A 20,077-nucleotide genomic window follows, 5' to 3' on the forward strand; every position below is an offset into this window, starting at 1 on the left:
ATTTTTAAAGAACAAATTAAAGTGGTCGGCGAGATAGGATTTGAACCTACGACCCACTGGTCCCAAACCAGTTGCGCTACCAAGCTGCGCTACTCGCCGTCAATTATACTTTCGTATATTAAATGGGGTGGCTAATGGGATTCGAACCCACGACAACTGGAATCACAATCCAGGGCTCTACCAACTGAGCTATAGCCACCGTCGTTTTGAATATTGCATTTGCTCTGGCGCGCTCGACAAGATTCGAACTTGCGACCTTTGGCTCCGGAGGCCAACGCTCTATCCAACTGAGCTACGAACGCGTTATTTAGTGTAGTGCGTCGCAACGGAGGCGTATATTAGAGATTTCAGACTTTCTTGTCTAGCACTTTTTGAAAATATTTTTTTATATGCTTTTAATTTATTCAAAATGTTTACTAATTATCAAAATTGACGATTTTATAGCTTATTTACCACATAATAATAAGCATACTTAAATAATCTTATTTGCCTTTTCCAACGAGTTGGTTGGTGCAATAATCGATATAGCCACTCCAAGCCCATTTTTTGCCAAATAAGTGGAGCTCGTTTTACCTTGCCAATAAAGACATCATAACTTCCCCCCACTCCCATATAGAGTGCATTTGGGTACTCGCTTTGCATCTTTTGTATCAATAACTCTTGTTTAGGTGAGCCTAACGCCACAGTAATCAGCTTCGCACCACTTCGCTGAACACGCTCAATCAACTCTCTTTCTTCGGTAGATGAAAAATAGCCATCTTGCTGCCCGACAATATTTACACCTATTGCACTCAATCTTGCAGAAGTTTCAGCTAAAGTTACCGCTTCACTGCCAATTAAAAAAACAGGTACAGCCATTTCAGCAGACTTTCGCATTAGTGCCAACCACAAATCAGCTCCTGCAATTCGTTCAATATGCCGATACTGCGGATATTTTTTATGGATAGATTTCACTATGCTAATCCCATCAGCATAATTATATTCAGAGGCTTGAATTAACTGACGTAATCGTCTATCTTCTTCACTTAATACTATTTTTTCAGCATTTATCGCCACCAAACGCCCTGTTCTTATCTCGTTCTTTGAGAATAGGTACTCCACCAATGCCGTTTGTGTTGGTACAGCTAAAATTTCAATACCCCGAATATTCACTTTATCCACTATGTTTATCCCTTATCCCCATTTTCACGAAGAGATAAGCTCCCCCACTAACTATGCCAAAAACAAAACTAAAGAAACAAAAGCGTGAAACAAAAGCATCCCCCCCCTCACGCACTAGCACAATTAAATTAAAGATATTCCCCAAGCAGTAGGCTTGAATAAGTGCAGATGGAAATGTTTGAAATAGCCTATCGAATAATTTAATTAAACACCCAATGCTACTCATTCCAATAACGATCAAAGGGTATCCCCCCATAATATAAAATGAACCAAGTAATGTAGGGGAAATTGCAAGTCCTGACTGATTCCCCAATATCACTTTGGTGAAGTAATTAGCACTATTCCACACAATATCAGGGCGATCTTGCCATAAACTTTGAGGAATATAGACATAAAAGTCCCGAATAATTGGCATTAAGCCTTGATATTCAATCTCACTGGATAATATGCGTGCCCAATTTTCCCAAGGCGAAAAAGTATCACGCGTTAAATAGAGAAAAGTAAACCACGCTTCTTTACCATTCACATCTAAGCCATACCGCATTAACGCAAGAAAAAACATTACCACCACACCACCAATTGCGGTAAAGAATAGGGAAGATAATCTAAGGTAGCCTTGATACAACCCAACCAATATAAATAGCATTACAGCTAAAGCGATATTGGCTCGAGTCCCCCCTACTGCAAAATAAGTGAGCAGACCGAAACTTACGCCACAAAATAATAACAACCACCAACGCGTTTTATTTGGTTTCAAAAAATAGAAAATCAGCAAAGCAGGTAATAAAAAATAGAAAAAGCGTTTGAGCGCTACGCCACTTACTAATGATGAAAATATTTGGCTATACTTTTCCAAACGAAATAACAGTAACCCGTTCAAATAAATAAAATAACCAAGGCTTATCACAGCAACTGTTGCCAACAAATAAGCGGTAAGATTAGCGTGTTTTTTTGCAAATGTAGAAACCTTAACCGAATGTTTCACTTTTACATTTTGCTTATTAAAGACGTAGTGGTAACCGCCCCAGTAAATCCCATACCCCAAACTTGCCCAAAGCAATGCCATAAACAGTTGTTCAGGTGGTGTAATATCGGCATTAAAATAGACTTTAAGCAATAATGAAATCGGGTAGCCTGCAAAAAATGTAACTACATAGATTAAACTAAAAAGAGAATGAAACGAAAATCCTTGCTGTACATAGCTCCGATAAATAACAGTGAATATACCACTTGTGGCAACCACATAAAAAATTGTTAATAACATATATTCCGTCATTTCTGCCAACTTAGCTATATTTGCAAAAAATAAGCATAATATTACCGCTTATAACGCCCAAAACGAGTGATTTCTTGCAAATTCTCTAACCAATAACGCTGATAATTTGGAGGAAAAAAGGCAATCCGCTGTTTATCACAATCCCCCAACTGATCTGCTACTTCCTTGATTTTCTCTACTGAACATTTCCCCATTTCCATAAAAGGAACGCTCTCTTGTTGCATATCTAGCCTAAATGGATTATTAGGGTGCAATAACACAGGAATATTCATTGCAGTTAATAGGCAAATTGTGCCTATCCCTTGTTGCCGTTCAAATAAGAAACAGCCCATATCGCAATCTTTCAACCAAGCTAAATAAGCGTGATAGTCCAATTTTTCAGTTAAAAGCGTAATGTTTTTTTCAGGGAATAACGCTAAAGCCTGTTGTCGCACCTGTTCAATATAGGCGTGATTGTTGGCAGGATACCCCATCGGTAAAATAATTTGTACCTTTGCTCCAAATGTTTGCTGAATATATTGTAGTGCTAGACAATGCTGATTAGCACGATCACCCGAATTTCCGACTAAAATCGTCAATGGCTTTTCTGTTTGATTCGCTGTTGATGATGGCAACACTTGGGGCATTTTAGTCGGGAAATAGACTAAGCGATCTTGTTCTGAGCTACGGTTAAGTTGCCGATGAGCATAATCTAAATCCCCTTTTGTCGCCCAAATTCGCCCGATTTTTTGCTGTGCTAGGCGGCGTAAAGGATAAAGCAATTTAAACCGCCAATCCGTTGATTGTTGATATAAATCTGCTCCCCAAACGTGCCAAATACAACGATAAGCGGGGAGTTTCCCCCATAAAATGGCAAACCATATTCCCCAATTAAATTGCCCGTGTAATAAAAAATAAGCATCTGCTTGCGATTTAGCGAATGCTAATACCGCTTGGGTTAATGCTTTTTTGTTTGGAAAAACACTAATCGGTAAATTGGAATATTTAGTTGCAAGATCTTCTTGGCTTACCACATAAAAAGAGTGCTTTTGGTTTTGCTCACTCTTTTCAGCTAATTTTAGCCATAAATCATCATTGAAAAAGCGTAATAAACTATGGTTATGATGGGGAATATCCGCCCCTAAAATATGCAATAGGTTACTCATTTGGGTTCATAAAAAAATCTAACACCGCATCAATCACTTGGGTAATTTCATTATCGGTTAAGTTAAAAAAGAGTGGCAAACGAAGGAGTTTTTCGCTCTCTTGCGTGGTATAGCAATCTTCGCCAACAAAAGTACCCCAATGTTGCCCTGCTGGGCTTGAATGTAAAGGCACATAATGAAAGACTGCTAATATCCCCTTTTTGTTCAAATGTTCAATCAACGCTGAACGTTGTTGCTTATCTGCCAATTTGAGATAAAAGAGATGACCATTTGGCTGACAAGCGGTCGGAATATGGGGTAATTTTACCAACCCTTTTTCCGCCAACGGTATCAATGCGGTGTAATAACGTTGCCACAATGCTAAACGGCGTTGGTTGATTTGAACTGCTGACAATAATTGTGCATATAAATAAGCCGCTTGTAATTCAGACATTAAAAAACTTGAGCCAAGTTCTCGCCAAGTATATTTATCCACTTGCTTTTGAAAGAATTGCTTACGATTTGTACCTTTTTCTCGAATAATCTCAGCACGTTCAATCAATTTCGCATCATTGATAACAATCGCACCACCTTCGCCACCTGCCGTATAATTTTTGGTTTCGTGAAAACTATAACAGCCAATATGCCCAATTGTGCCTAATGGTTTATTTTGATAACTCGCCATTACGCCTTGTGCTGCATCTTCCACCACCCACAACTGATGTTTTTCTGCTATCGACATAATTCTCTGCATTTCACAAGCCACGCCAGCATAATGCACCACAACAATCGCTTTCGTTTTTGCTGTAATCGCTTGCTCAATTTTGCTTTCATCAATATTCATCGTATCAGGGCGGATATCCACAAAGATAATTTTCGCCCCCCTGAGTGCAAACGCATTTGCCGTAGAAACAAAGGTATAACTTGGCATAATGACTTCATCGTCAGGCTGAATATTCAATAACAGTGCCGACAGCTCAAGGGCATCAGTACAAGACGGCGTAAGCAATACACGCTCTGCTTGAAAACGCTGCTCAAGCCATTGCTCACATAAACGGGTAAAACGTCCATCTCCCGAAAGCCTACCACTTGTGATAGCCTGCTGAAGATATTCAATTTCTGTGCCAACAACGGGCGGTTTGTTGAAGGGGATAATCGGATATTCCTTTTATATAACTAAATTTCGCCTATTCTAAGCGAACAATAGCAAAATGAAATCAATAATTTAAATTTAGAGCAGAATTAAGACTGAAATTCTTTGAGTAAGGCTAATAACATTAGTAGATTGGATAACGCTATAATTTTGAGCTGTATATCCAAATCTTGATTGACTATGCAGATTTTTTATGCCATAAAATGCATACTATTCGTATCATTTATTTCTATCACATTTTATCACCTTATGCTCTAGGAGTTTTTATGAAGCTAACCAAGATCGCTCTTGCATTTTTCACCGTCGCAAGTATCACCGCTTGCAGTGGGTCGAATAAAGAAGCTGAAGCACCTAAAAATGAACAACCTGTAGTCGAAAAATCACAATCAGTTTACAAAAAGGGAGATGGTAAAACCTCACTCTCTTATATTGCCGATGAGAAAAAAGAACTCACCGCAAATACAAAATATGGATTTTTTAAATTAAATAGTTTTGTCAACAATGCTAATGATGCTATTAGACGCATTGAAGTAAATGGCAAAGATTTCACTAAGCTCGCTGAAAATCTGTTTTTAGTTGATGAGAATCTTGAATTAGGTTTAGCTGATTACAAAATTACCTATAATGGCAATTACGAAAGATTTACAAAACGTATCTACAACCAACCTTATTCAATTAATACTATCACTATACATAGTGGAAATTGGGGAAAAGGACAACCTTGGGTAGAAAATATGTCAGGAATCAATCCTGATCCAAAATCAATAGAAGCATTTGAGAAAGCAGGAAATGTTTTCACCTATAAAGGCAAAGCGTTCACTATGGATCAAGATGCTAAATTTAGCTATACCGTAGATTTTGGTAAGAAAGTCGGAAGTGGTCAAATCACAGGACTAAATTATGGCGATAAAACTGCGAAAGATACTATCCATCTAAAAGAAGCTGCTTTGACAGATGTTAAGCTCTCAAATTTAGAGAAAAATATTCCCGAAATTCCTGCACAATACAAAGATCCAAACACGCCTATCGGATTCCGTGGTAAGACTGATTTAGCGGGTAATAATACTTATTTACTGGAATTAAAAGGCCCAAATGCAGAAGAAGTCATCGGTACAATTCTAAAAGAGGATAAAGATTACGCAGTTTATAGCCCAACTCAAGATTGGAACAACACAACTGAATTTAATGGTCGTGTTGCGATTGCAGGTTGTCGTGATTCTGAACTTTGCCAATAACTATAACGAGGGCATCGCACCGATGCCCAATTTTCCAAAAATCGTTACTATCTATTTCTTTATATTTTAATTGGTTACACTTTATGAAATTTCTCAAACTCAAAACATTACTACTATCAAGCTGTTTATTACTAACATCTTGCTCTGTATTACAATCACTATATCCACTTCCAACAGCACAAATTCCAGAACAATTTGCAGGCACTTGGACAGATAAGAAAAAACCAAGTACCGCTTACTGTTATCCACAAACAGATAGTCCCAAACACGCTATTTGGGTTATCAAACCTAATGAAAACCTTATATTCGTAGTTGGTTTTGAAATGTTTGAAATACTTGGATACTATTCGTATTCGCCAACAGAATTTGCCGCAAAAGCTAAAGAAATCATTGAAGAGGACGAGCCCGAAACCTATCGAGATATTTCAGTGAAATTACTAAATAAAAATACGATTCAAATTAATGGTAAAACTTACTACCGCTGTCCTAAATCCCCTTACTAACTATTGATGGAGTAAAATATGAAAAAACTTATCCTACTATTACTAGTTTTATCCGCAAATGCTTGGTCTATGCCATCTTATGAATTTTATGAAGAATTTGCTAAATCAGGGAATCAGAACCCCTTGCATGAAATTCTAAAAAAGGATAAACCAAATGGTACTTTTCTAGGAAATGATATGACAGTCTATAAATTTAACTTACCTAGAAATTTAAAAAATGCAAGTTTCTTTAAGAAAAACTTCAAAGAACAGATATTCGACAATCATTCACTGGAAACAACTTGGGGATTTGAGATGAAAGTTCCAAATCATTTTTCAATGTCTTTCGGTGAATTAGTTCTATTTACTAGAAATAATTTTTATAAGGCTTTTAACCTAAATTCCGATGTAGTAAAAATTACTCAAATGAAATATTCATGCACAGAATCCGATGATGAATCATTCTATGAGATGACTCTACAAAACAATCAAAAACTATACCTGATAGTCGGGGTAGTAGGTAACGATAGTAAGTTCCCATTCACATCTATTGATTTTTACAATGAACTTGTAACTTGTAGAGACTTGGATCGGGGAGAGGCAGAGAAAAAATTTGGCAATCCGAAATTTAAATAGCATCAAAGCCTAGCTTCCGCTAGGCTTTACTTTTTCTCCGTAAACCAACTGATCCAAGCTCACATTCAATGCCTGTGCTATTTGAACTAAGTTAATCACAGAAATATTGCGTTCAGCACGCTCCACCATACCAATATAGGTACGGTGCAAATTAGCTTTTTCAGCAAGCTCTTCTTGTGATAATCGATTACGGACGCGTTCCAGTTTAATCGCTAGTCCTAGTTGCTTTAAAATAAGCGTACGTTGTTCTTTGTTCATAGCCTGTTACTTTATAAAAGTCACTCACCACAAACCACATACGATATATAGCAAAAATAATAAAAAAGATGGTATTTTTCAGATGATATTAGGATATTTTTGCCGAGAAAAAAATCGGCACAATTTCAATAAAAAGTCCAAAACATCGAGCGTTTCTTTCGCAAGACATTGTACGTTGATGCGGTGTGTACCAAGTTCCAATCTAATGAAAAAATAGTCAAAAAAAGGGGATCGTAAATAGAGTTTCTCGTATTTATCACAAATGCGATGAGCTATTTCAAATAAATCATCCACCAATGTTTCGCTTTGTAAATCAATATCTAACAAAAATAGACTAAGACATTGATCCTCAGATTCTCGTACAACATAAAGCCGTTGATTACGCACAAAGGCAAAAAAGCTATCTACGGTTTGAAATAGCTGTTTTTCAGCAATCACTGCTGAAATCGTATCCATATAGATGTGACTAAGCCCCCAGTAAATTATATCACTAGGAAGCTTTTCTTTAGGGATATCAATGGAATATGCTGATTTTGAATGAGACATTGTGTGATTCCTTCTATTAAGATAAACCACCTGCAGAAATAAAAATACCCCTACAAGATAATTTACCGAGTTCTCGCCTTAAAAATTATCTCAAAGGGGCTATTAATAAATTTACAAATAAAAAACGGTGCTGTCAATCCATTGACAGTAGAAAAAATTTTACCCTATTCTGTTTGACCAATCGTATTTTTATGCTACAAAATTAAAGTATTTAGTCTAATAAACAGACAAACAATAAAACCAACAATTAACCGCCACAATTTTTGCCCCCAGCGTTTGATATAGTCCTATCGCTTGGGGGTTATTTAATTGTGTCGTGATTTCAAGCATCGTGGCATTTTGGGCTTTTGCTTGCAAAATAGCTGAATGAAGTAACCGCTTGCCAACGCCTTGTTGCTGATGTTCAGGGGAAACCGCAAGTAAACCAATTTTAGCTTGTTCACCATTATATCGAAGGCTAACAGCCCCTTGTAATTCGCCATTTTGCTCGGCGACTAAACAGAGATCGTCAAATTCCCCTTTCACCGCATTTTCGATCCATTGCTGATAAAAACGTTGATTTTCCGCTTGAGTAAAATATGGCGGACGAAATCGGCTATTTGGGAAAGCGGTTGCCACTAACGATTTCAACGTTGGCAGATCTTGTGCAGTTGCCAATCGACAACTTGGAAAAGCGGTGAGATCTTTCGTATATTTTGCAAGATCTAATTGAAAGATCATCTCCCCTTGTACAAAGCGGAAACCTTGTGCTTGTAGAAAATCTATTTTAGCGAGATCGCCACTCGGAATGTTAGCTTGGTATAAAATATTCCCACTCGTTGCTTGATGAAAATGGGGAATATTTATATCTTTTGTAGGGATCAACTCATCAAGATAAATTTGATAAATTTCACGCCCGAAAAAATCGCTTTCCCATTGATTTCGTTCTATTCTCATTGCCAAATCCCTTTACAATCCACAACCCAAGTCTGTGTAGGTTTAAGCATTTTAAAAGGTTGATGATCTACGAGTAGAACTACAATATCTGCTTGCTGTAATGCGATTACGTAATCAACTAGCTCTGCTTTATTTTGGAGATTTTCTGGCAAAACCTGAATATGTGGTTCAACCACCAAAACTTTCCCACGATGCCAGTCCGCAAGGGTTTGAGTAATTTGCAGTGCTGGACTTTGTCTAAGATCGCCCACATCGGCTTTAAATGCCAAACCAAAGCAAGCAATGGTAAGTTCGCTAGGCTTGCAATTTTTTGCTGTTGCACACTCCGCCACTGTGGCTTTCACTTTCTCAATTACCCAGTTCGGTTTCTGCTCATTAACAAGGCGAGCCATTCGGATCAACCTTGCTTGCGTTGGAGCTTGTGCCACGATAAACCAAGGATCGACCGCAATACAATGTCCGCCAACACCTGCCCCTGCTTGCAAGATGTTCACTCGTGGGTGGCGGTTTGCCAAACGAGTAAGCTCCCACAGGTTAATATCAAGCTCATCACAAATCATTGATAGCTCATTAGCAAAAGCAATATTGACATCTCGAAAGCTATTTTCTGTCAGTTTACACATTTCTGCAGTGCGAGCGTCTGTTGCAATACATTCCCCTTTTGCAAAAGATTGATATAAAGCCACCGCTTGTTTGGCAGAATAAGCATCTAGCCCACCAATAATGCGATCATTTTCAATCAGTTCTTGCATAATTCGGCTAGGAAGCACTCGTTCTGGGCAATATGCAATCGCAATATCAGGCTGTTCTGCTTGTTCTTGCTTATCCGTTGGAAAAGATAAATCTGGGCGTGCGGTTTTCAACCATTGTGCTATTTGTTCGGTAGTCCCAACAGGTGATGTGGATTCTAAAATAACCAAATTCCCGTTCGTTAAAACAGGTGCAATATTTTGTACCGCTTGTTGAATATAGCTCAAATCAGGCTGATATTCCGCTTTAAAAGGTGTAGGCACTGCAATAATGAAAGCATCTGCTGGCGGAATTTTTTCCGTTGCAAAAAATTGCCCAGAACTGACCGCTTGCGACAAACTTTCGGCTAATTGTGGTTCTTGAATATGTGGCGTACATTGATTGACGGCGTTCACAATCTCAGGGTTAATATCAACCCCAATCACCTTTTTACCTGCTAAAGCAAAAGCAACTGCGGTTGGTAAGCCGATATAACCTAGCCCAATTACTGCGACTGTTTCAATATTTCCCATTATGTTACTCTTTCAATTCTTTCAAAATTTGAACAATTCGCTCACAAGCTCGCCCATCGCCATAAGGATTATTCGCTTGACTCATTGCATTATAAGCATCTTTATTCGTCAGTAGCTGATGAACTGTCTCAATAATTTGAGCTGAATTGGTACCAACTAATTTTGCTGTGCCTGCTTCAATCGCTTCAGGGCGTTCTGTCATTTCTCTCATTACCAACACTGGCTTATTTAATGCTGGAGCTTCTTCTTGAATACCGCCAGAATCTGTGAGAACTAAATAGGCTTTTTCCATTAAATAGATAAATGAAAGGTAATCTTGCGGTTCGAGCAAAAAGAGATTTGGAATATTCGCCAATCGCTGTTTTACGGGTTCACTCACATTTGGATTTAAATGTATAGGATAGACAATTTGTACCTCAGAATGTTGATGTGCAATCTCCGCTAATGCGTGACAAATTTGTTCAACACCTTGCCCAAAACTTTCTCGGCGATGAAGCGTAACTAAAATCAGTTTTTTCTGCTTATCAAGAAAAGCAAACTGCTGTGTAAGCAGTTGTACAAGCGGTGGGTTTTGCTGAATTTTTTGCAATGCCAAAAAAAGTGCATCAATCACTGTATTGCCTGTTACCCAAATATGCTTGGCATTTTTACCTTCTCGACATAAATTTTGCTTTGCGGTTTCCGTTGGGGCAAAGTGATATTGAGCCAAAACACTAGTTAAAGCTCGGTTCGCTTCTTCAGGATAAGGAGAAAAGAGATTGTTCGTGCGTAAGCCTGCTTCAATATGCCCTACTGGAATTTGCTGATAATAACAGGCTAATGATGCCGCAAAGGTAGTGGTTGTATCGCCGTGAACCAGCACTAAATCAGGCTGAACTTGGCTAAAAATGGCTTTTAGTGCTGTCAGAATTTCAACGGTAGTATCCGTTAAGTCTTGCCCTGATTTCATTATATCAAGGTCAAAATCAGGCACTATGTCAAATAAACGCAAGACAGAATCAAGCATTTGACGGTGTTGTCCTGTAACACAAACCTGCGTGAAAAAAGCACCGTCTTGCTGTAATAATTTAACAAGTGGTGCCATTTTAATGGCTTCTGGTCGTGTGCCTATTACAACCAAAATATGACGTTTTAACATTATGCAGACTGGCGTCCTACACGAGAAAAACCGATAAAAAATAGTGCTAACAACAAGCCAATCACACCACCACACAATGCCCAATATATTTGGTTTTGTGCTTGAGCCTTTTTAACCGTTACACTTTGGGTAATTCGGTAAGGGACAAGTTTATCATCTAACGGCTGAACAGCTCGCATTAGATTTAGTTTTCCATTCCAATCTTGTTGAGCAATTTGCTCACCTTGTAATACTGCTCCAAGTTGATTTTCTGCTGAAAATTTTACCTGTTGGAATAAAATTTTCCATTTGGTAATCAACTCGCCATTTAAGCTCTCTCGTGCTTTTGCACCTGCAAATTGAATATAATCATTCAATAAAACCTTAGCCTGCTCTGCATTTTCCCAAGTAAAAGTAACGTTACTTCTATCACTATATTTTGAAAAGATAGATGTAAATCCTTCAATAAAATGTGGCAATACTGCTTCAACAAGCTGTTTATGATCAGAAGCGTATTTTTTAACAATATCGTGCTGTGCTAAAAAAGTCGTTAATACATTTTGAGAAGATAAATTAAGCAAAAATTCTTGATAGACACTATGTGTTAAGCGTCTCTCACTCTTGCCTTGTAAAAAATCATAGGTGGTTGCGAGGGCGTAATAATTTCCCAAATCTTGCACTACGGGTTCTTCTAATTTAACTTCTGCCTGCCATTGTTCAGATTGAAATTCAGACGACTTCCAACCAATAGCACTCCCAATTAACGTCAATAAAATTAAGATAAATAGACTTTGGGAAAGTAGCCCTAGCCGATTAAATCGGGTGGGCTGTCTTTTTGTTTCTAATTCGAGTTCCATTTTGTTTTTGCTCCGATATAAATTTTAGTTACTCTGTTTTCTACGCAGTCGGCGTTTATGACGGCGAACAAAACGGGTAATTCGCCACGCGTGTACAATAGAGTAAGAATATAAGAAAAATAAGGCAATAAAGCAGATAAACATTACCCACTGGTTCCAGTAGTAAATCTCGCCTAATACACCAAAGGTTGTACAAAGTGCTGCACCGAATGTAATTACCGCCAAGGCTTGACGAGATGTTAGCCCTGCTCGCATCATTAAATGGTGAATATGTAAGCGGTCTGGACGGAATGGACTTTTACCTTTACGCAAACGGCGGAAAATAATGGCAACCATATCAATTAACGGTACGGCAATTAACCATAAGCCTGTAATTGGGCTAATGGCGTGTCCTTGCCCTTGTGTACTCAAGAGCAAAATCCAAATCATTGTAAAGCCGATTAAGGTACTCCCTGAATCTCCCATAAAGACTTTCCATTTCGCCCCAAAAACACTCAAGTTAAACATCGCATAAGGCAGAAGGACTAACAACAAGCCAAAACACCAATAAGCTAACGTATATTGCTCATCAAGCCACATAAGAATACCAATACCTGCAAAACTTACCGAAGAAAGCCCCGCTAATAGTCCATCAATACCATCAATCATATTAAACGCATTGATAATCGCAATAGTGATAAATACCGTTAATACAACCCCAACAGCACCAAGCTCTAAGCTAAAAGGAGCAATCAACTGCCCTAGGCTTGCAATGGATAATCCACTATAAATCATAGCCCCAGCTAAACAAGCTTGAATACCGGCTCGCAAAAAAGGGCTAATATCAAAGCGATCATCTAGTACACCGATAATCAATAAAATAGTTACTGCGGTTAAATAAAGCTCGGGGAATTTCATCTGTTGCCATTCCAACAAATAGAATGTTAAATTCCCTAGAAATAACGCAATACCGCCAATTAACGGGATAACACCTTGGTGGCGTTTACGAAAGTTTGGTTTATCCACCAAGCCTATTTTCTCTGCCACAGGTCGCATTACAATCAACGATAAGAAAGATACGAAAAATACCGCAAGAAACGTCTGCCACATAGACGAATTTACCTTAAGAGTTATTGATAAAACTGCTCGTCAGCATAGCATAATCGCTAAAACTCTCAATTTTTTTCATTAAATAATCGCTGATTTCGCTCTTTTTTACAGTACAATGCCCACTATATTTAGTCGATAACAAAGGAAACACGAATGACCTCATCTCTTTCTCTCTTTGAAAAAGCCCAAAAAGTAATCCCTGGTGGGGTAAACTCACCTGTTCGAGCCTTTAAAGGCGTAGGTGGCACACCTGTTTTTATCGAAAAAGCACAAGGTGCTTACATTACCGATAGCGAAGGTAAGCGTTACATTGATTATGTGGGATCTTGGGGTCCAATGGTGCTAGGACACAATCACCCAGCAATCATCAAGGCGGTACTCGAAGCCGTTCCAAATGGGCTAAGTTTTGGTGCACCAACAGCCATTGAAATTGAATTAGCCGAATTAGTATGTAAACTTGTTCCATCTATTGAAATGGTTAGAATGGTTAGCTCTGGTACAGAAGCCACAATGTCTGCCATTCGCCTTGCTCGTGGTTATACCAAACGCGATAAAATTATTAAATTTGAAGGCTGTTATCACGGTCATTCTGACTCACTATTAGTAAAAGCTGGCTCTGGAGCATTAACACTTGGTCAGCCAAGCTCTCCCGGTGTTCCTGAAGATTTCGCTAAACATACCATTACTTGCGAATACAACAATTTAAACTCCGTCAAACAAGCCTTTGAACAATATCCAAATGAGATAGCCTGTTTAATTATTGAGCCTGTGGCTGGTAATATGAACTGCATTCCACCAAAAGATGGTTTTTTACAAGGTTTGCGTGAGCTATGCACTGAATACGGTACTGTTTTTATTATTGATGAAGTAATGACAGGGTTTCGTGTGGCACTAGGTGGTGCTCAAGCACACTATGGCGTAACGCCAGACTTAACAACTTTAGGTAAAATTATCGGTGGCGGTATGCCTGTCGGTGCATTTGGTGGCAAAAAAGAAATTATGGAATACATCGCCCCAACAGGCCCTGTGTACCAAGCAGGAACGCTTTCAGGCAACCCGATAGCAATGTCAGCAGGTTTAGCCTGTTTAACCGAGCTATCAAAAGCAGGCAATGAAGCCCAATTGGCCGAAAAAACCAAAACGCTTGCAGAAGGTTTCAAAACGCTTGCAGATAAGCACAATATTCCACTTACAGTCCAGTATGTCGGCGGAATGTTCGGCTTGTTCTTTACGGAGCAACAAGCTATCGAAAGCTATCAAGACGTGATGAAATGCGATGTCAAAGCCTTCAATACTTTCTTCCACAAAATGTTAGAAAAAGGCGTTTATCTCGCCCCGAGTGCTTTTGAAGCTGGCTTTATGTCCCTTGCTCATAGCGATGAAGACATCGCCCACACATTAGCAATGGCGGATCAAGCCTTTGCGGAGATGAAATAACAATACAAGCGGGGAGATCTTGAGTGTTTTTTGCAAAATCTCCCTGTTCTTTTTATTCCAAATAACAATTTCCTACCGCTAGAAAAGATAATTCTTACATTTTCACGAGCCACTACATAACCTTGCAAAATTTTGCTACAATCCGACCGCTTATTTATCATTAAAGAGAAGAAGAATGACGATCAACATCAGTACTTTTAATCGCTCTTGGGCTAGAGTGGTGCTTAATGCTCTACTGCGTTATGGCGTAAAACATTTTTGTATTGCCCCCGGCTCTCGCTCTACTCCGCTGACACTTGAAGCGGTAAGATTACAGCAACAAAATACAGCAGAATGCCATACTCATTTTGATGAGCGTGGTTTAGGCTTTTTTGCATTGGGTGTGGCAAAAGCAACCCAAGCACCTGTGGCGATTATTGTAACTTCTGGTACTGCTGTGGCAAACCTTTACCCTGCAGTGATTGAAGCTTCTTTGACACATCATAAATTGATTGTGTTATCAGCAGATCGTCCGCCTGAATTGATTGGCTGTGGCGTAAATCAAGCAATTCAACAGCAACATATTTTCGGGCAATACCCTGTGGCAAGTGTGAATTTGCCAAAGCCTTCTTCTCATTTTAGCCCAAACTGGTTGATTGCAACGATTGAGCAGGCTTGTACCCAACAAGCAGAAAAAGGTGGCGTTGTGCATATCAATGCACCTTTTGCAGAGCCTTTATATGATGCAGATGAAAATGCGATAGGACAAGATCCTTGGTTAGCTCCTATTCAACGCTGGTTAAATCAACCACAGGCGAAATGGATCGATCAACAAGCCACTCAACAAGATGTGTTAATGCACGAAAATTGGGATTATTGGCGAACCAAACGTGGTGTAGTTGTCGTAGGTAAATTACCTTTAGAGCAAGGAATGGGCTTGAAACTTTGGGCAGAAACACTAGGCTGGTGTTTAATCAGCGATGTGCAATCAGGTATTGAAGCAAGCCTGCCATTTGCCGATATTTGGCTATCAAATAAAACTGTCGAACAGCGTTTATTACAAGCCGATATTGTGATCCAATTTGGTTCGCAAATTGTAAGTAAACGAGTAAACCAATTTCTCAGTACATTCAAGGGCGAATTTTGGTTAGTTGAAAACTCCCAAGATTATCTAAATCCTTATGCACATCAACAAACCCGTTTTGTTGCAAAAGCTCATCATTTTACCCGAGTGCATCCACCACTTCGCCAAAAACCTTGGTTACTTGAGCCGTTGGCATTGTCGCAATTCTGTGCTGGTTTTATTGAGCAACAAGTGGGCGGTAATTTAAATGAAGCTTCATTAGCACATCATATTGAACGAGTAATGCCACCAAATGGCAACCTATTCTTAGGAAATAGTTTATTTGTGCGATTAGTTGATGCACTGTGTAAATTGCCTGAAGGCTATCCTGTTTACACTAATCGTGGAGCAAGTGGCATTGATGGCTTAATTGCGACCATTGCAGGTATTGCGAAAGGTAGCAATGCTCCAACTGTTGGGGTTATTGGCGATATTTCTTGCCTACACGATCTAAACTCTATCGCACTGCTACGCAACATTACGCAACCAACACTATTATTTATAATTAACAATAACGGTGGAGCAATTTTTGATATGTTGCCTGTTGATGCTCAAGCGAAAGAGAAATACTACCGTTTATCGCATAATTTAGAATTCTCACAAATTGCAACAATGTTCGGCTTAGAATATCTACGTCCTTACACTTGGGCAGATCTCGCAACAAAACTCAAACAAGCATACGCCCGCAAAGGTGTAACGATTGTTGAAATCAAAGTAAATGATCAAGAAGGTAGCTCATTATATAAGTCCCTACTTGAGCAAATCTCACGAGCCTCTATCGACTAATGTTAGCGTATCAATGGCATCGTCATTCGGGCATTCCTGTGGTTTTCCTACACGGATTGCTCGGCTCTCAACAAGATTGGCAACAAGTTATTTGGCTGTTGCAAAAAAATCCACAAATTCGCCCGCTTACGCTTGATCTTCCCTGCCATAATCAGAGCCAACATATTGATTGCCACAATTTCAGCGATATTCGTCAGCAACTTCATTCCACATTAAATATGCTTATCCAAGAGCCATTTTACTTAGTTGGTTACTCATTAGGTGGACGTATTGCATTAGATTATCTACATCATCAAGAGCAGGCTAACTTGCTGGGTGTGGTGTTAGAAGGTACTAACATAGGGCTACAAAGTGAACAAGAACGCCAAATTCGTTGGCAAAATGATCAACATTGGGCTAAACGATTTCGTACCGAGCCACTTCGCAATGTGCTAGAAGATTGGTATCAACAAGCTGTTTTTGCAGATTTAGATACTCAAAAGCGGGCGGATTTTATCCAAAAAAGGCAAAATAATAACGGGCAGAAAATTGCACAAATGCTTGAAGCGACTAGCCTTGCCAAACAGCCTTTTTTTGATTGCCAAATGAGAAATGAACTGACCTTTTTTATTGGAGAAAGAGATCAAAAATTTCGGCAAATGGTCGAAGAACATCATTTACCTTATCAACTGATTTCAAATGCAGGACATAATGCACATCAGCAGTCCCCAGCTCTCTTTGTGAAAAATTTATTAGCTTTTATCGAAAGGAAATAATATGGCTTTACGTCGTTGCCCTGAATGTCATAAAAAGATTAGTGATAGTGTGGAACATTGTATTCATTGTGGTTTCTCGTTCAAAGAAGCAGATTTAGAAATTTATAAGCAAAAACTTGAACAATGCCGCCTAGAAAACCAAGAGATCAATCGCCAAAGCGTCAAAATACATCTTATTTGGTTGGCAATTTTTATTGCAGTAATTGTAACTGCAACGGTGCTACAAAAGTAAACGGAGGGAATATAACCTCTGCTATTCGCTACCCTCCCTCTATCATTTAATTTGATGTATCTAATTCAGGGAAAGATTTCACTAAATCATCTACCGCTTTCATTTGACTAACAAAACCTTCTAAAGCTGAAAGTGGTAGTGCTGATGGGCCATCACATTTTGCTTGATTTGGGTTTGGGTGTGCTTCTAAGAATAATCCTGCTAATCCCACCGCTAATCCTGAACGAGCAAGCTCAGTAACTTGTGAACGGCGACCGCCCGATGCTGCACCAAAAGGATCTCGACATTGCAAAGAGTGCGTTACATCAAAGATCACAGGGCAACCTTTTGATACTTTTTTCATAATACTAAAACCGAGCATATCAACGACTAAATTATCGTAGCCAAAATTTGTCCCGCGATCACATAAAATGACTTTATCATTGCCACACTCTTCAATTTTCTCAACAATATTTCCCATCTGCCCTGGGCTTAAAAATTGTGGTTTTTTCACATTGATAACCGCACCAGTGCGAGCCATTGCTTCAACTAAGTCAGTTTGACGAGCCAGAAATGCAGGGAGCTGAATAATATCAACAACTTCAGCAACGGGCTGACATTGATAAATTTCGTGTACGTCTGTAATAATTTTTACGCCAAATGTTTCTTTCAACTCTTGGAAAATCTTTAAGCCTTGTTCCATTCCTGGACCACGATAAGAGTGAATAGATGAGCGATTTGCCTTATCAAAAGAGGCTTTAAATACATAAGGCACACCTAATTTCTGGGTAACTTCAACGTATTTTTCGCAAACTTGCATCGCCATATCACGACTTTCTAATACGTTCATTCCCCCAAAAAGTACAAAGGGTTTATCATTTGCAATCTGTACATTGCCAAGAGAGATTGTTTTATTCATTTCCTATTATCCTTATAAAAATTTATTTAATGCACCATACTGGCTTTACTCTGTTTTTCTAGCCCTGCAATTTCTAGTTTTAACATCATCGCTGAAGGATCATCGGGGCATTGATCGATAAAATAGCTAAGATCATCATAAGCTGCTTGATAACAATCCATACTCGCCAAGACCATTCCACGATCCCGAATTTCATAAGGATCTTCAGGTTGAAACATTAAGCGGTACTCAATAATACGCAAAGTATCTTCATAGCGACCTTCTCGGCTTAGTGCCATTTTAAAGACCGTTTCTAACCGCTCTAACATTTCATCAGGCTCTGCAATGCGTAAAAAATCTCGGCTTAGTTCTGTGCCAAATCCCATTTCTCCTTCTAACCATTTTTCCATTTTTTCTCGAGTTAAAAAAGAGCCGTCCCAAGGGTTAATAAAATGAGTTTCTTTACGCCCTGTTTCAGTAGTAATTTCTGCTCGTACAACTAATTGTGTTGGGAAATTAACAGGATAGAGTGGTAAATCCAATACAGATGCTAGGTGCAATAATACAGCCCCTAATGATACTGGCATTCCACGTTTACGGCGTAGCACTTTGTCTATCTGTAAATTATCGGTATAGAAATATTCTTGATGATGGCAATGAAAACCTTGCTCGCCATACATAAAATCAAGTAATTGCTGAATGCGTGGAAGATCACCTTCTGCATTGACTTGATATTTTGCTTTTTTGACTAATGCAGACATCAAACCATAAATTTGTGGTTCAGTCAGATTATCATCTACCAGCGTACTTAATCGAATTAGCTCACGATATAAAAAACGTTGTAATTCAGTACGTTGCTTTTTGGTAAAAGTTGAAGTGTTAATTATTTCGTCCATACTGCCCAAGTTACTCTATCATTACCGCCATAATCTTGCGCGGTTTGTGGATTATCCCATTGATATTGTTTAAATAGTGCTTGTACTGCACTAGCTTGTTGCCAACCGTGTTCTAGTACTAGCACCCCATTTTTGTGCAAATAAAGCGGTGCGTTTTCGATAATTTTTTGCAAATCCGCTAAACCATTTTGCTCTGCTACTAATGCGGATAACGGTTCAAACCGCACGTCCCCTTTCATTAAATTTTCATCGTTAGCGTCAATATAAGGGGGATTACTCACAATAAGATCGAATTTCTGATTTTGCAAGGCTTCAAACCAATCGCTCTCTAAAAAGGTAGCGTTAGATAAAGCTAACTGTTGGCGATTTTTTTCCGCTAATGCAACGGCTTCAGACTCTTTATCCACCCCAATCACGTTCGCATTCGGCAGCTCATTGGCTAGTGCTAAAGCAATTGCTCCTGTGCCTGTGCCTAAATCCAAAATTTGCAGATTTTTATGTAAATCTGCCCGCTTGTGAGCCTGCTCTAACGCAATTTCAACCAATCGCTCGGTATCTGGGCGGGGAATTAAAGTCGCTGTTGATACTTTTAGCGGTAATGACCAAAACTCTTTTTCGCCTAAAATATATGCCATTGGCTCACCTTTAGCTCGGCGAGCTAACAATTCTGCTAATTGTTTTAATTCTGTATCAGTTAAAATGGTTTCCGAAAACGCAAAAATTGCAGATTTAGAACGTTTTGTTACCGCTTGTAACAGTAAATTTGCATCAACCTTTGCATTGAGAAAGGGATCTTGATCCGCATTTTCAAGTAGGGTTTGTTCAGCGAATTTGAGCCATTGTTGGTAATTCATTTTAGT

21 protein-coding genes and 3 tRNA genes are annotated in these 20,077 nt (G+C 38.9%); 7 read left to right on the forward strand and 17 right to left on the reverse strand.

The features are described from left to right. Positions 1-22 precede the first annotated feature (22 nt). From ACWIW0_RS07530 to rffA, 7 genes are all read right to left on the reverse strand, one after another. Positions 23-99: transfer RNA gene (locus ACWIW0_RS07530), tRNA-Pro, on the reverse strand. Positions 100-123: 24 nt separating this feature from the next. Beyond that, positions 124-199 (reverse strand) — tRNA-His (locus ACWIW0_RS07535). Between the two features lie 26 nt (positions 200-225). Beyond that, positions 226-302: transfer RNA gene (locus ACWIW0_RS07540), tRNA-Arg, on the reverse strand. A gap of 136 nt (positions 303-438) precedes the next feature. Then, on the reverse strand, positions 439-1,164 hold the full coding sequence (gene wecG / locus ACWIW0_RS07545; RefSeq protein ID WP_454452854.1) for a lipopolysaccharide N-acetylmannosaminouronosyltransferase: 726 nt from the start codon (positions 1,162-1,164) through the stop codon (positions 439-441). After that, on the reverse strand, positions 1,154-2,425 hold the full coding sequence (gene wzyE, locus ACWIW0_RS07550) for an ECA oligosaccharide polymerase (protein ID WP_454452822.1): 1,272 nt from the start codon (positions 2,423-2,425) through the stop codon (positions 1,154-1,156). Before wzyE ends, wecG begins: the two co-directional genes overlap by 11 nt. 53 nt (positions 2,426-2,478) lie before the next feature. Beyond that, positions 2,479-3,582 (reverse strand): TDP-N-acetylfucosamine:lipid II N-acetylfucosaminyltransferase, encoded by a 1,104-nt coding sequence (locus tag ACWIW0_RS07555; RefSeq protein ID WP_454452823.1) that lies wholly within the window; start codon positions 3,580-3,582, stop codon positions 2,479-2,481. Continuing rightward, a complete protein-coding gene (rffA, locus tag ACWIW0_RS07560; RefSeq protein WP_454452855.1) occupies positions 3,575-4,717 on the reverse strand; it encodes a dTDP-4-amino-4,6-dideoxygalactose transaminase in 1,143 nt (380 codons plus the stop codon). Before rffA ends, ACWIW0_RS07555 begins: the two co-directional genes overlap by 8 nt. A 263-nt stretch (positions 4,718-4,980) precedes the next feature. On the opposite strand from rffA, the gene ACWIW0_RS07565 reads away from it, so the two are divergent. The 3 genes from ACWIW0_RS07565 to ACWIW0_RS07575 all read left to right on the forward strand — a co-directional run bounded on the left by ACWIW0_RS07565 (position 4,981) and on the right by ACWIW0_RS07575 (position 7,067). After that, positions 4,981-5,949: a factor H binding protein domain-containing protein gene (locus ACWIW0_RS07565; protein WP_454452824.1), complete on the forward strand. Its 969-nt coding sequence runs from the start codon at positions 4,981-4,983 to the stop codon at positions 5,947-5,949. An 83-nt stretch (positions 5,950-6,032) separates the two neighbouring features. Continuing rightward, positions 6,033-6,452, forward strand: coding sequence for a hypothetical protein (locus tag ACWIW0_RS07570; RefSeq protein WP_454452825.1), 420 nt, complete (start codon positions 6,033-6,035; stop codon positions 6,450-6,452). Positions 6,453-6,470: 18 nt separating this feature from the next. Next, on the forward strand, positions 6,471-7,067 hold the full coding sequence (locus ACWIW0_RS07575; RefSeq protein ID WP_454452826.1) for a hypothetical protein: 597 nt from the start codon (positions 6,471-6,473) through the stop codon (positions 7,065-7,067). A 9-nt stretch (positions 7,068-7,076) separates the two neighbouring features. Here the strand turns inward: ACWIW0_RS07575 and ACWIW0_RS07580 are convergent, their stop codons facing one another. The 7 genes from ACWIW0_RS07580 to wecA form a co-directional block, all read right to left on the reverse strand. Beyond that, the gene (locus tag ACWIW0_RS07580; RefSeq protein ID WP_157403583.1) at positions 7,077-7,325 is read right to left on the reverse strand and encodes a helix-turn-helix domain-containing protein; all 249 of its coding nucleotides are present in this window, start codon (positions 7,323-7,325) and stop codon (positions 7,077-7,079) included. Positions 7,326-7,403: 78 nt separating this feature from the next. Then, the gene (locus ACWIW0_RS07585; protein WP_157403582.1) at positions 7,404-7,871 is read right to left on the reverse strand and encodes a hypothetical protein; all 468 of its coding nucleotides are present in this window, start codon (positions 7,869-7,871) and stop codon (positions 7,404-7,406) included. A 216-nt stretch (positions 7,872-8,087) separates the two neighbouring features. Beyond that, positions 8,088-8,807 carry a dTDP-4-amino-4,6-dideoxy-D-galactose acyltransferase gene (gene rffC / locus ACWIW0_RS07590; RefSeq protein WP_454452827.1) on the reverse strand — a complete coding sequence of 240 codons (720 nt, stop codon included), beginning with the start codon at positions 8,805-8,807 and terminating at the stop codon, positions 8,088-8,090. Beyond that, positions 8,804-10,069, reverse strand: coding sequence for a UDP-N-acetyl-D-mannosamine dehydrogenase (gene wecC / locus ACWIW0_RS07595; RefSeq protein WP_454452828.1), 1,266 nt, complete (start codon positions 10,067-10,069; stop codon positions 8,804-8,806). Before wecC ends, rffC begins: the two co-directional genes overlap by 4 nt. Positions 10,070-10,073: 4 nt before the next feature. Beyond that, positions 10,074-11,207, reverse strand: coding sequence for a non-hydrolyzing UDP-N-acetylglucosamine 2-epimerase (gene wecB, locus ACWIW0_RS07600; RefSeq protein ID WP_454452829.1), 1,134 nt, complete (start codon positions 11,205-11,207; stop codon positions 10,074-10,076). Beyond that, the gene (locus ACWIW0_RS07605) at positions 11,207-12,043 is read right to left on the reverse strand and encodes a hypothetical protein (RefSeq protein ID WP_454452830.1); all 837 of its coding nucleotides are present in this window, start codon (positions 12,041-12,043) and stop codon (positions 11,207-11,209) included. Before ACWIW0_RS07605 ends, wecB begins: the two co-directional genes overlap by 1 nt. A gap of 24 nt (positions 12,044-12,067) precedes the next feature. Continuing rightward, on the reverse strand, positions 12,068-13,132 hold the full coding sequence (gene wecA, locus ACWIW0_RS07610; RefSeq protein WP_454452831.1) for a UDP-N-acetylglucosamine--undecaprenyl-phosphate N-acetylglucosaminephosphotransferase: 1,065 nt from the start codon (positions 13,130-13,132) through the stop codon (positions 12,068-12,070). A 153-nt stretch (positions 13,133-13,285) separates the two neighbouring features. On the opposite strand from wecA, the gene hemL reads away from it, so the two are divergent. From hemL to ACWIW0_RS07630, 4 genes are all read left to right on the forward strand, one after another. Further along, positions 13,286-14,569: a glutamate-1-semialdehyde 2,1-aminomutase gene (hemL, locus tag ACWIW0_RS07615; protein WP_454452832.1), complete on the forward strand. Its 1,284-nt coding sequence runs from the start codon at positions 13,286-13,288 to the stop codon at positions 14,567-14,569. Between the two features lie 181 nt (positions 14,570-14,750). After that, the gene (menD, locus tag ACWIW0_RS07620) at positions 14,751-16,457 is read left to right on the forward strand and encodes a 2-succinyl-5-enolpyruvyl-6-hydroxy-3-cyclohexene-1-carboxylic-acid synthase (RefSeq protein WP_454452856.1); all 1,707 of its coding nucleotides are present in this window, start codon (positions 14,751-14,753) and stop codon (positions 16,455-16,457) included. After that, the gene (menH, locus tag ACWIW0_RS07625) at positions 16,457-17,212 is read left to right on the forward strand and encodes a 2-succinyl-6-hydroxy-2,4-cyclohexadiene-1-carboxylate synthase (RefSeq protein ID WP_454452833.1); all 756 of its coding nucleotides are present in this window, start codon (positions 16,457-16,459) and stop codon (positions 17,210-17,212) included. Before menD ends, menH begins: the two co-directional genes overlap by 1 nt. Before the next feature lies 1 nt (position 17,213). Next, positions 17,214-17,444, forward strand: coding sequence for a hypothetical protein (locus tag ACWIW0_RS07630; RefSeq protein ID WP_454452834.1), 231 nt, complete (start codon positions 17,214-17,216; stop codon positions 17,442-17,444). Positions 17,445-17,490: 46 nt separating this feature from the next. Here the strand turns inward: ACWIW0_RS07630 and kdsA are convergent, their stop codons facing one another. From kdsA to prmC, 3 genes are read right to left on the reverse strand one after another with little or no spacing between them, the layout of a single operon-like run. Further along, positions 17,491-18,342 (reverse strand): 3-deoxy-8-phosphooctulonate synthase, encoded by an 852-nt coding sequence (kdsA, locus tag ACWIW0_RS07635; protein ID WP_454452835.1) that lies wholly within the window; start codon positions 18,340-18,342, stop codon positions 17,491-17,493. A gap of 26 nt (positions 18,343-18,368) precedes the next feature. Then, the gene (locus ACWIW0_RS07640; protein ID WP_454452836.1) at positions 18,369-19,217 is read right to left on the reverse strand and encodes a SirB1 family protein; all 849 of its coding nucleotides are present in this window, start codon (positions 19,215-19,217) and stop codon (positions 18,369-18,371) included. Continuing rightward, positions 19,205-20,071, reverse strand: a complete 867-nt coding sequence (gene prmC, locus ACWIW0_RS07645; RefSeq protein ID WP_454452837.1) for a peptide chain release factor N(5)-glutamine methyltransferase — start codon at positions 20,069-20,071, stop codon at positions 19,205-19,207. The genes ACWIW0_RS07640 and prmC overlap by 13 nt, the downstream gene beginning before the upstream one ends. Positions 20,072-20,077: the final 6 nt, after the last annotated feature.

Source organism: Ursidibacter sp. B-7004-1 (assembly GCF_053654055.1).

Bases quoted from the DNA above. Each gene is read 5' to 3' on its own strand.
- wzyE (WP_454452822.1), bottom strand. From the start codon at position 2,425: ATGTTATTAACAATTTTTTATGTGGTTGCCACAAGTGGTATATTCACT.
- ACWIW0_RS07555 (WP_454452823.1), bottom strand. From the start codon at position 3,582: ATGAGTAACCTATTGCATATTTTAGGGGCGGATATTCCCCATCATAAC.
- ACWIW0_RS07565 (WP_454452824.1), top strand. From the start codon at position 4,981: ATGAAGCTAACCAAGATCGCTCTTGCATTTTTCACCGTCGCAAGTATC.
- ACWIW0_RS07570 (WP_454452825.1), top strand. From the start codon at position 6,033: ATGAAATTTCTCAAACTCAAAACATTACTACTATCAAGCTGTTTATTA.
- ACWIW0_RS07575 (WP_454452826.1), top strand. From the start codon at position 6,471: ATGAAAAAACTTATCCTACTATTACTAGTTTTATCCGCAAATGCTTGG.
- ACWIW0_RS07580 (WP_157403583.1), bottom strand. From the start codon at position 7,325: ATGAACAAAGAACAACGTACGCTTATTTTAAAGCAACTAGGACTAGCG.
- ACWIW0_RS07585 (WP_157403582.1), bottom strand. From the start codon at position 7,871: ATGTCTCATTCAAAATCAGCATATTCCATTGATATCCCTAAAGAAAAG.
- rffC (WP_454452827.1), bottom strand. From the start codon at position 8,807: ATGAGAATAGAACGAAATCAATGGGAAAGCGATTTTTTCGGGCGTGAA.
- wecC (WP_454452828.1), bottom strand. From the start codon at position 10,069: ATGGGAAATATTGAAACAGTCGCAGTAATTGGGCTAGGTTATATCGGC.
- wecB (WP_454452829.1), bottom strand. From the start codon at position 11,207: ATGTTAAAACGTCATATTTTGGTTGTAATAGGCACACGACCAGAAGCC.
- ACWIW0_RS07605 (WP_454452830.1), bottom strand. From the start codon at position 12,043: ATGGAACTCGAATTAGAAACAAAAAGACAGCCCACCCGATTTAATCGG.
- wecA (WP_454452831.1), bottom strand. From the start codon at position 13,132: ATGTGGCAGACGTTTCTTGCGGTATTTTTCGTATCTTTCTTATCGTTG.
- hemL (WP_454452832.1), top strand. From the start codon at position 13,286: ATGACCTCATCTCTTTCTCTCTTTGAAAAAGCCCAAAAAGTAATCCCT.
- menH (WP_454452833.1), top strand. From the start codon at position 16,457: ATGTTAGCGTATCAATGGCATCGTCATTCGGGCATTCCTGTGGTTTTC.
- ACWIW0_RS07630 (WP_454452834.1), top strand. From the start codon at position 17,214: ATGGCTTTACGTCGTTGCCCTGAATGTCATAAAAAGATTAGTGATAGT.
- kdsA (WP_454452835.1), bottom strand. From the start codon at position 18,342: ATGAATAAAACAATCTCTCTTGGCAATGTACAGATTGCAAATGATAAA.
- ACWIW0_RS07640 (WP_454452836.1), bottom strand. From the start codon at position 19,217: ATGGACGAAATAATTAACACTTCAACTTTTACCAAAAAGCAACGTACT.
- prmC (WP_454452837.1), bottom strand. From the start codon at position 20,071: ATGAATTACCAACAATGGCTCAAATTCGCTGAACAAACCCTACTTGAA.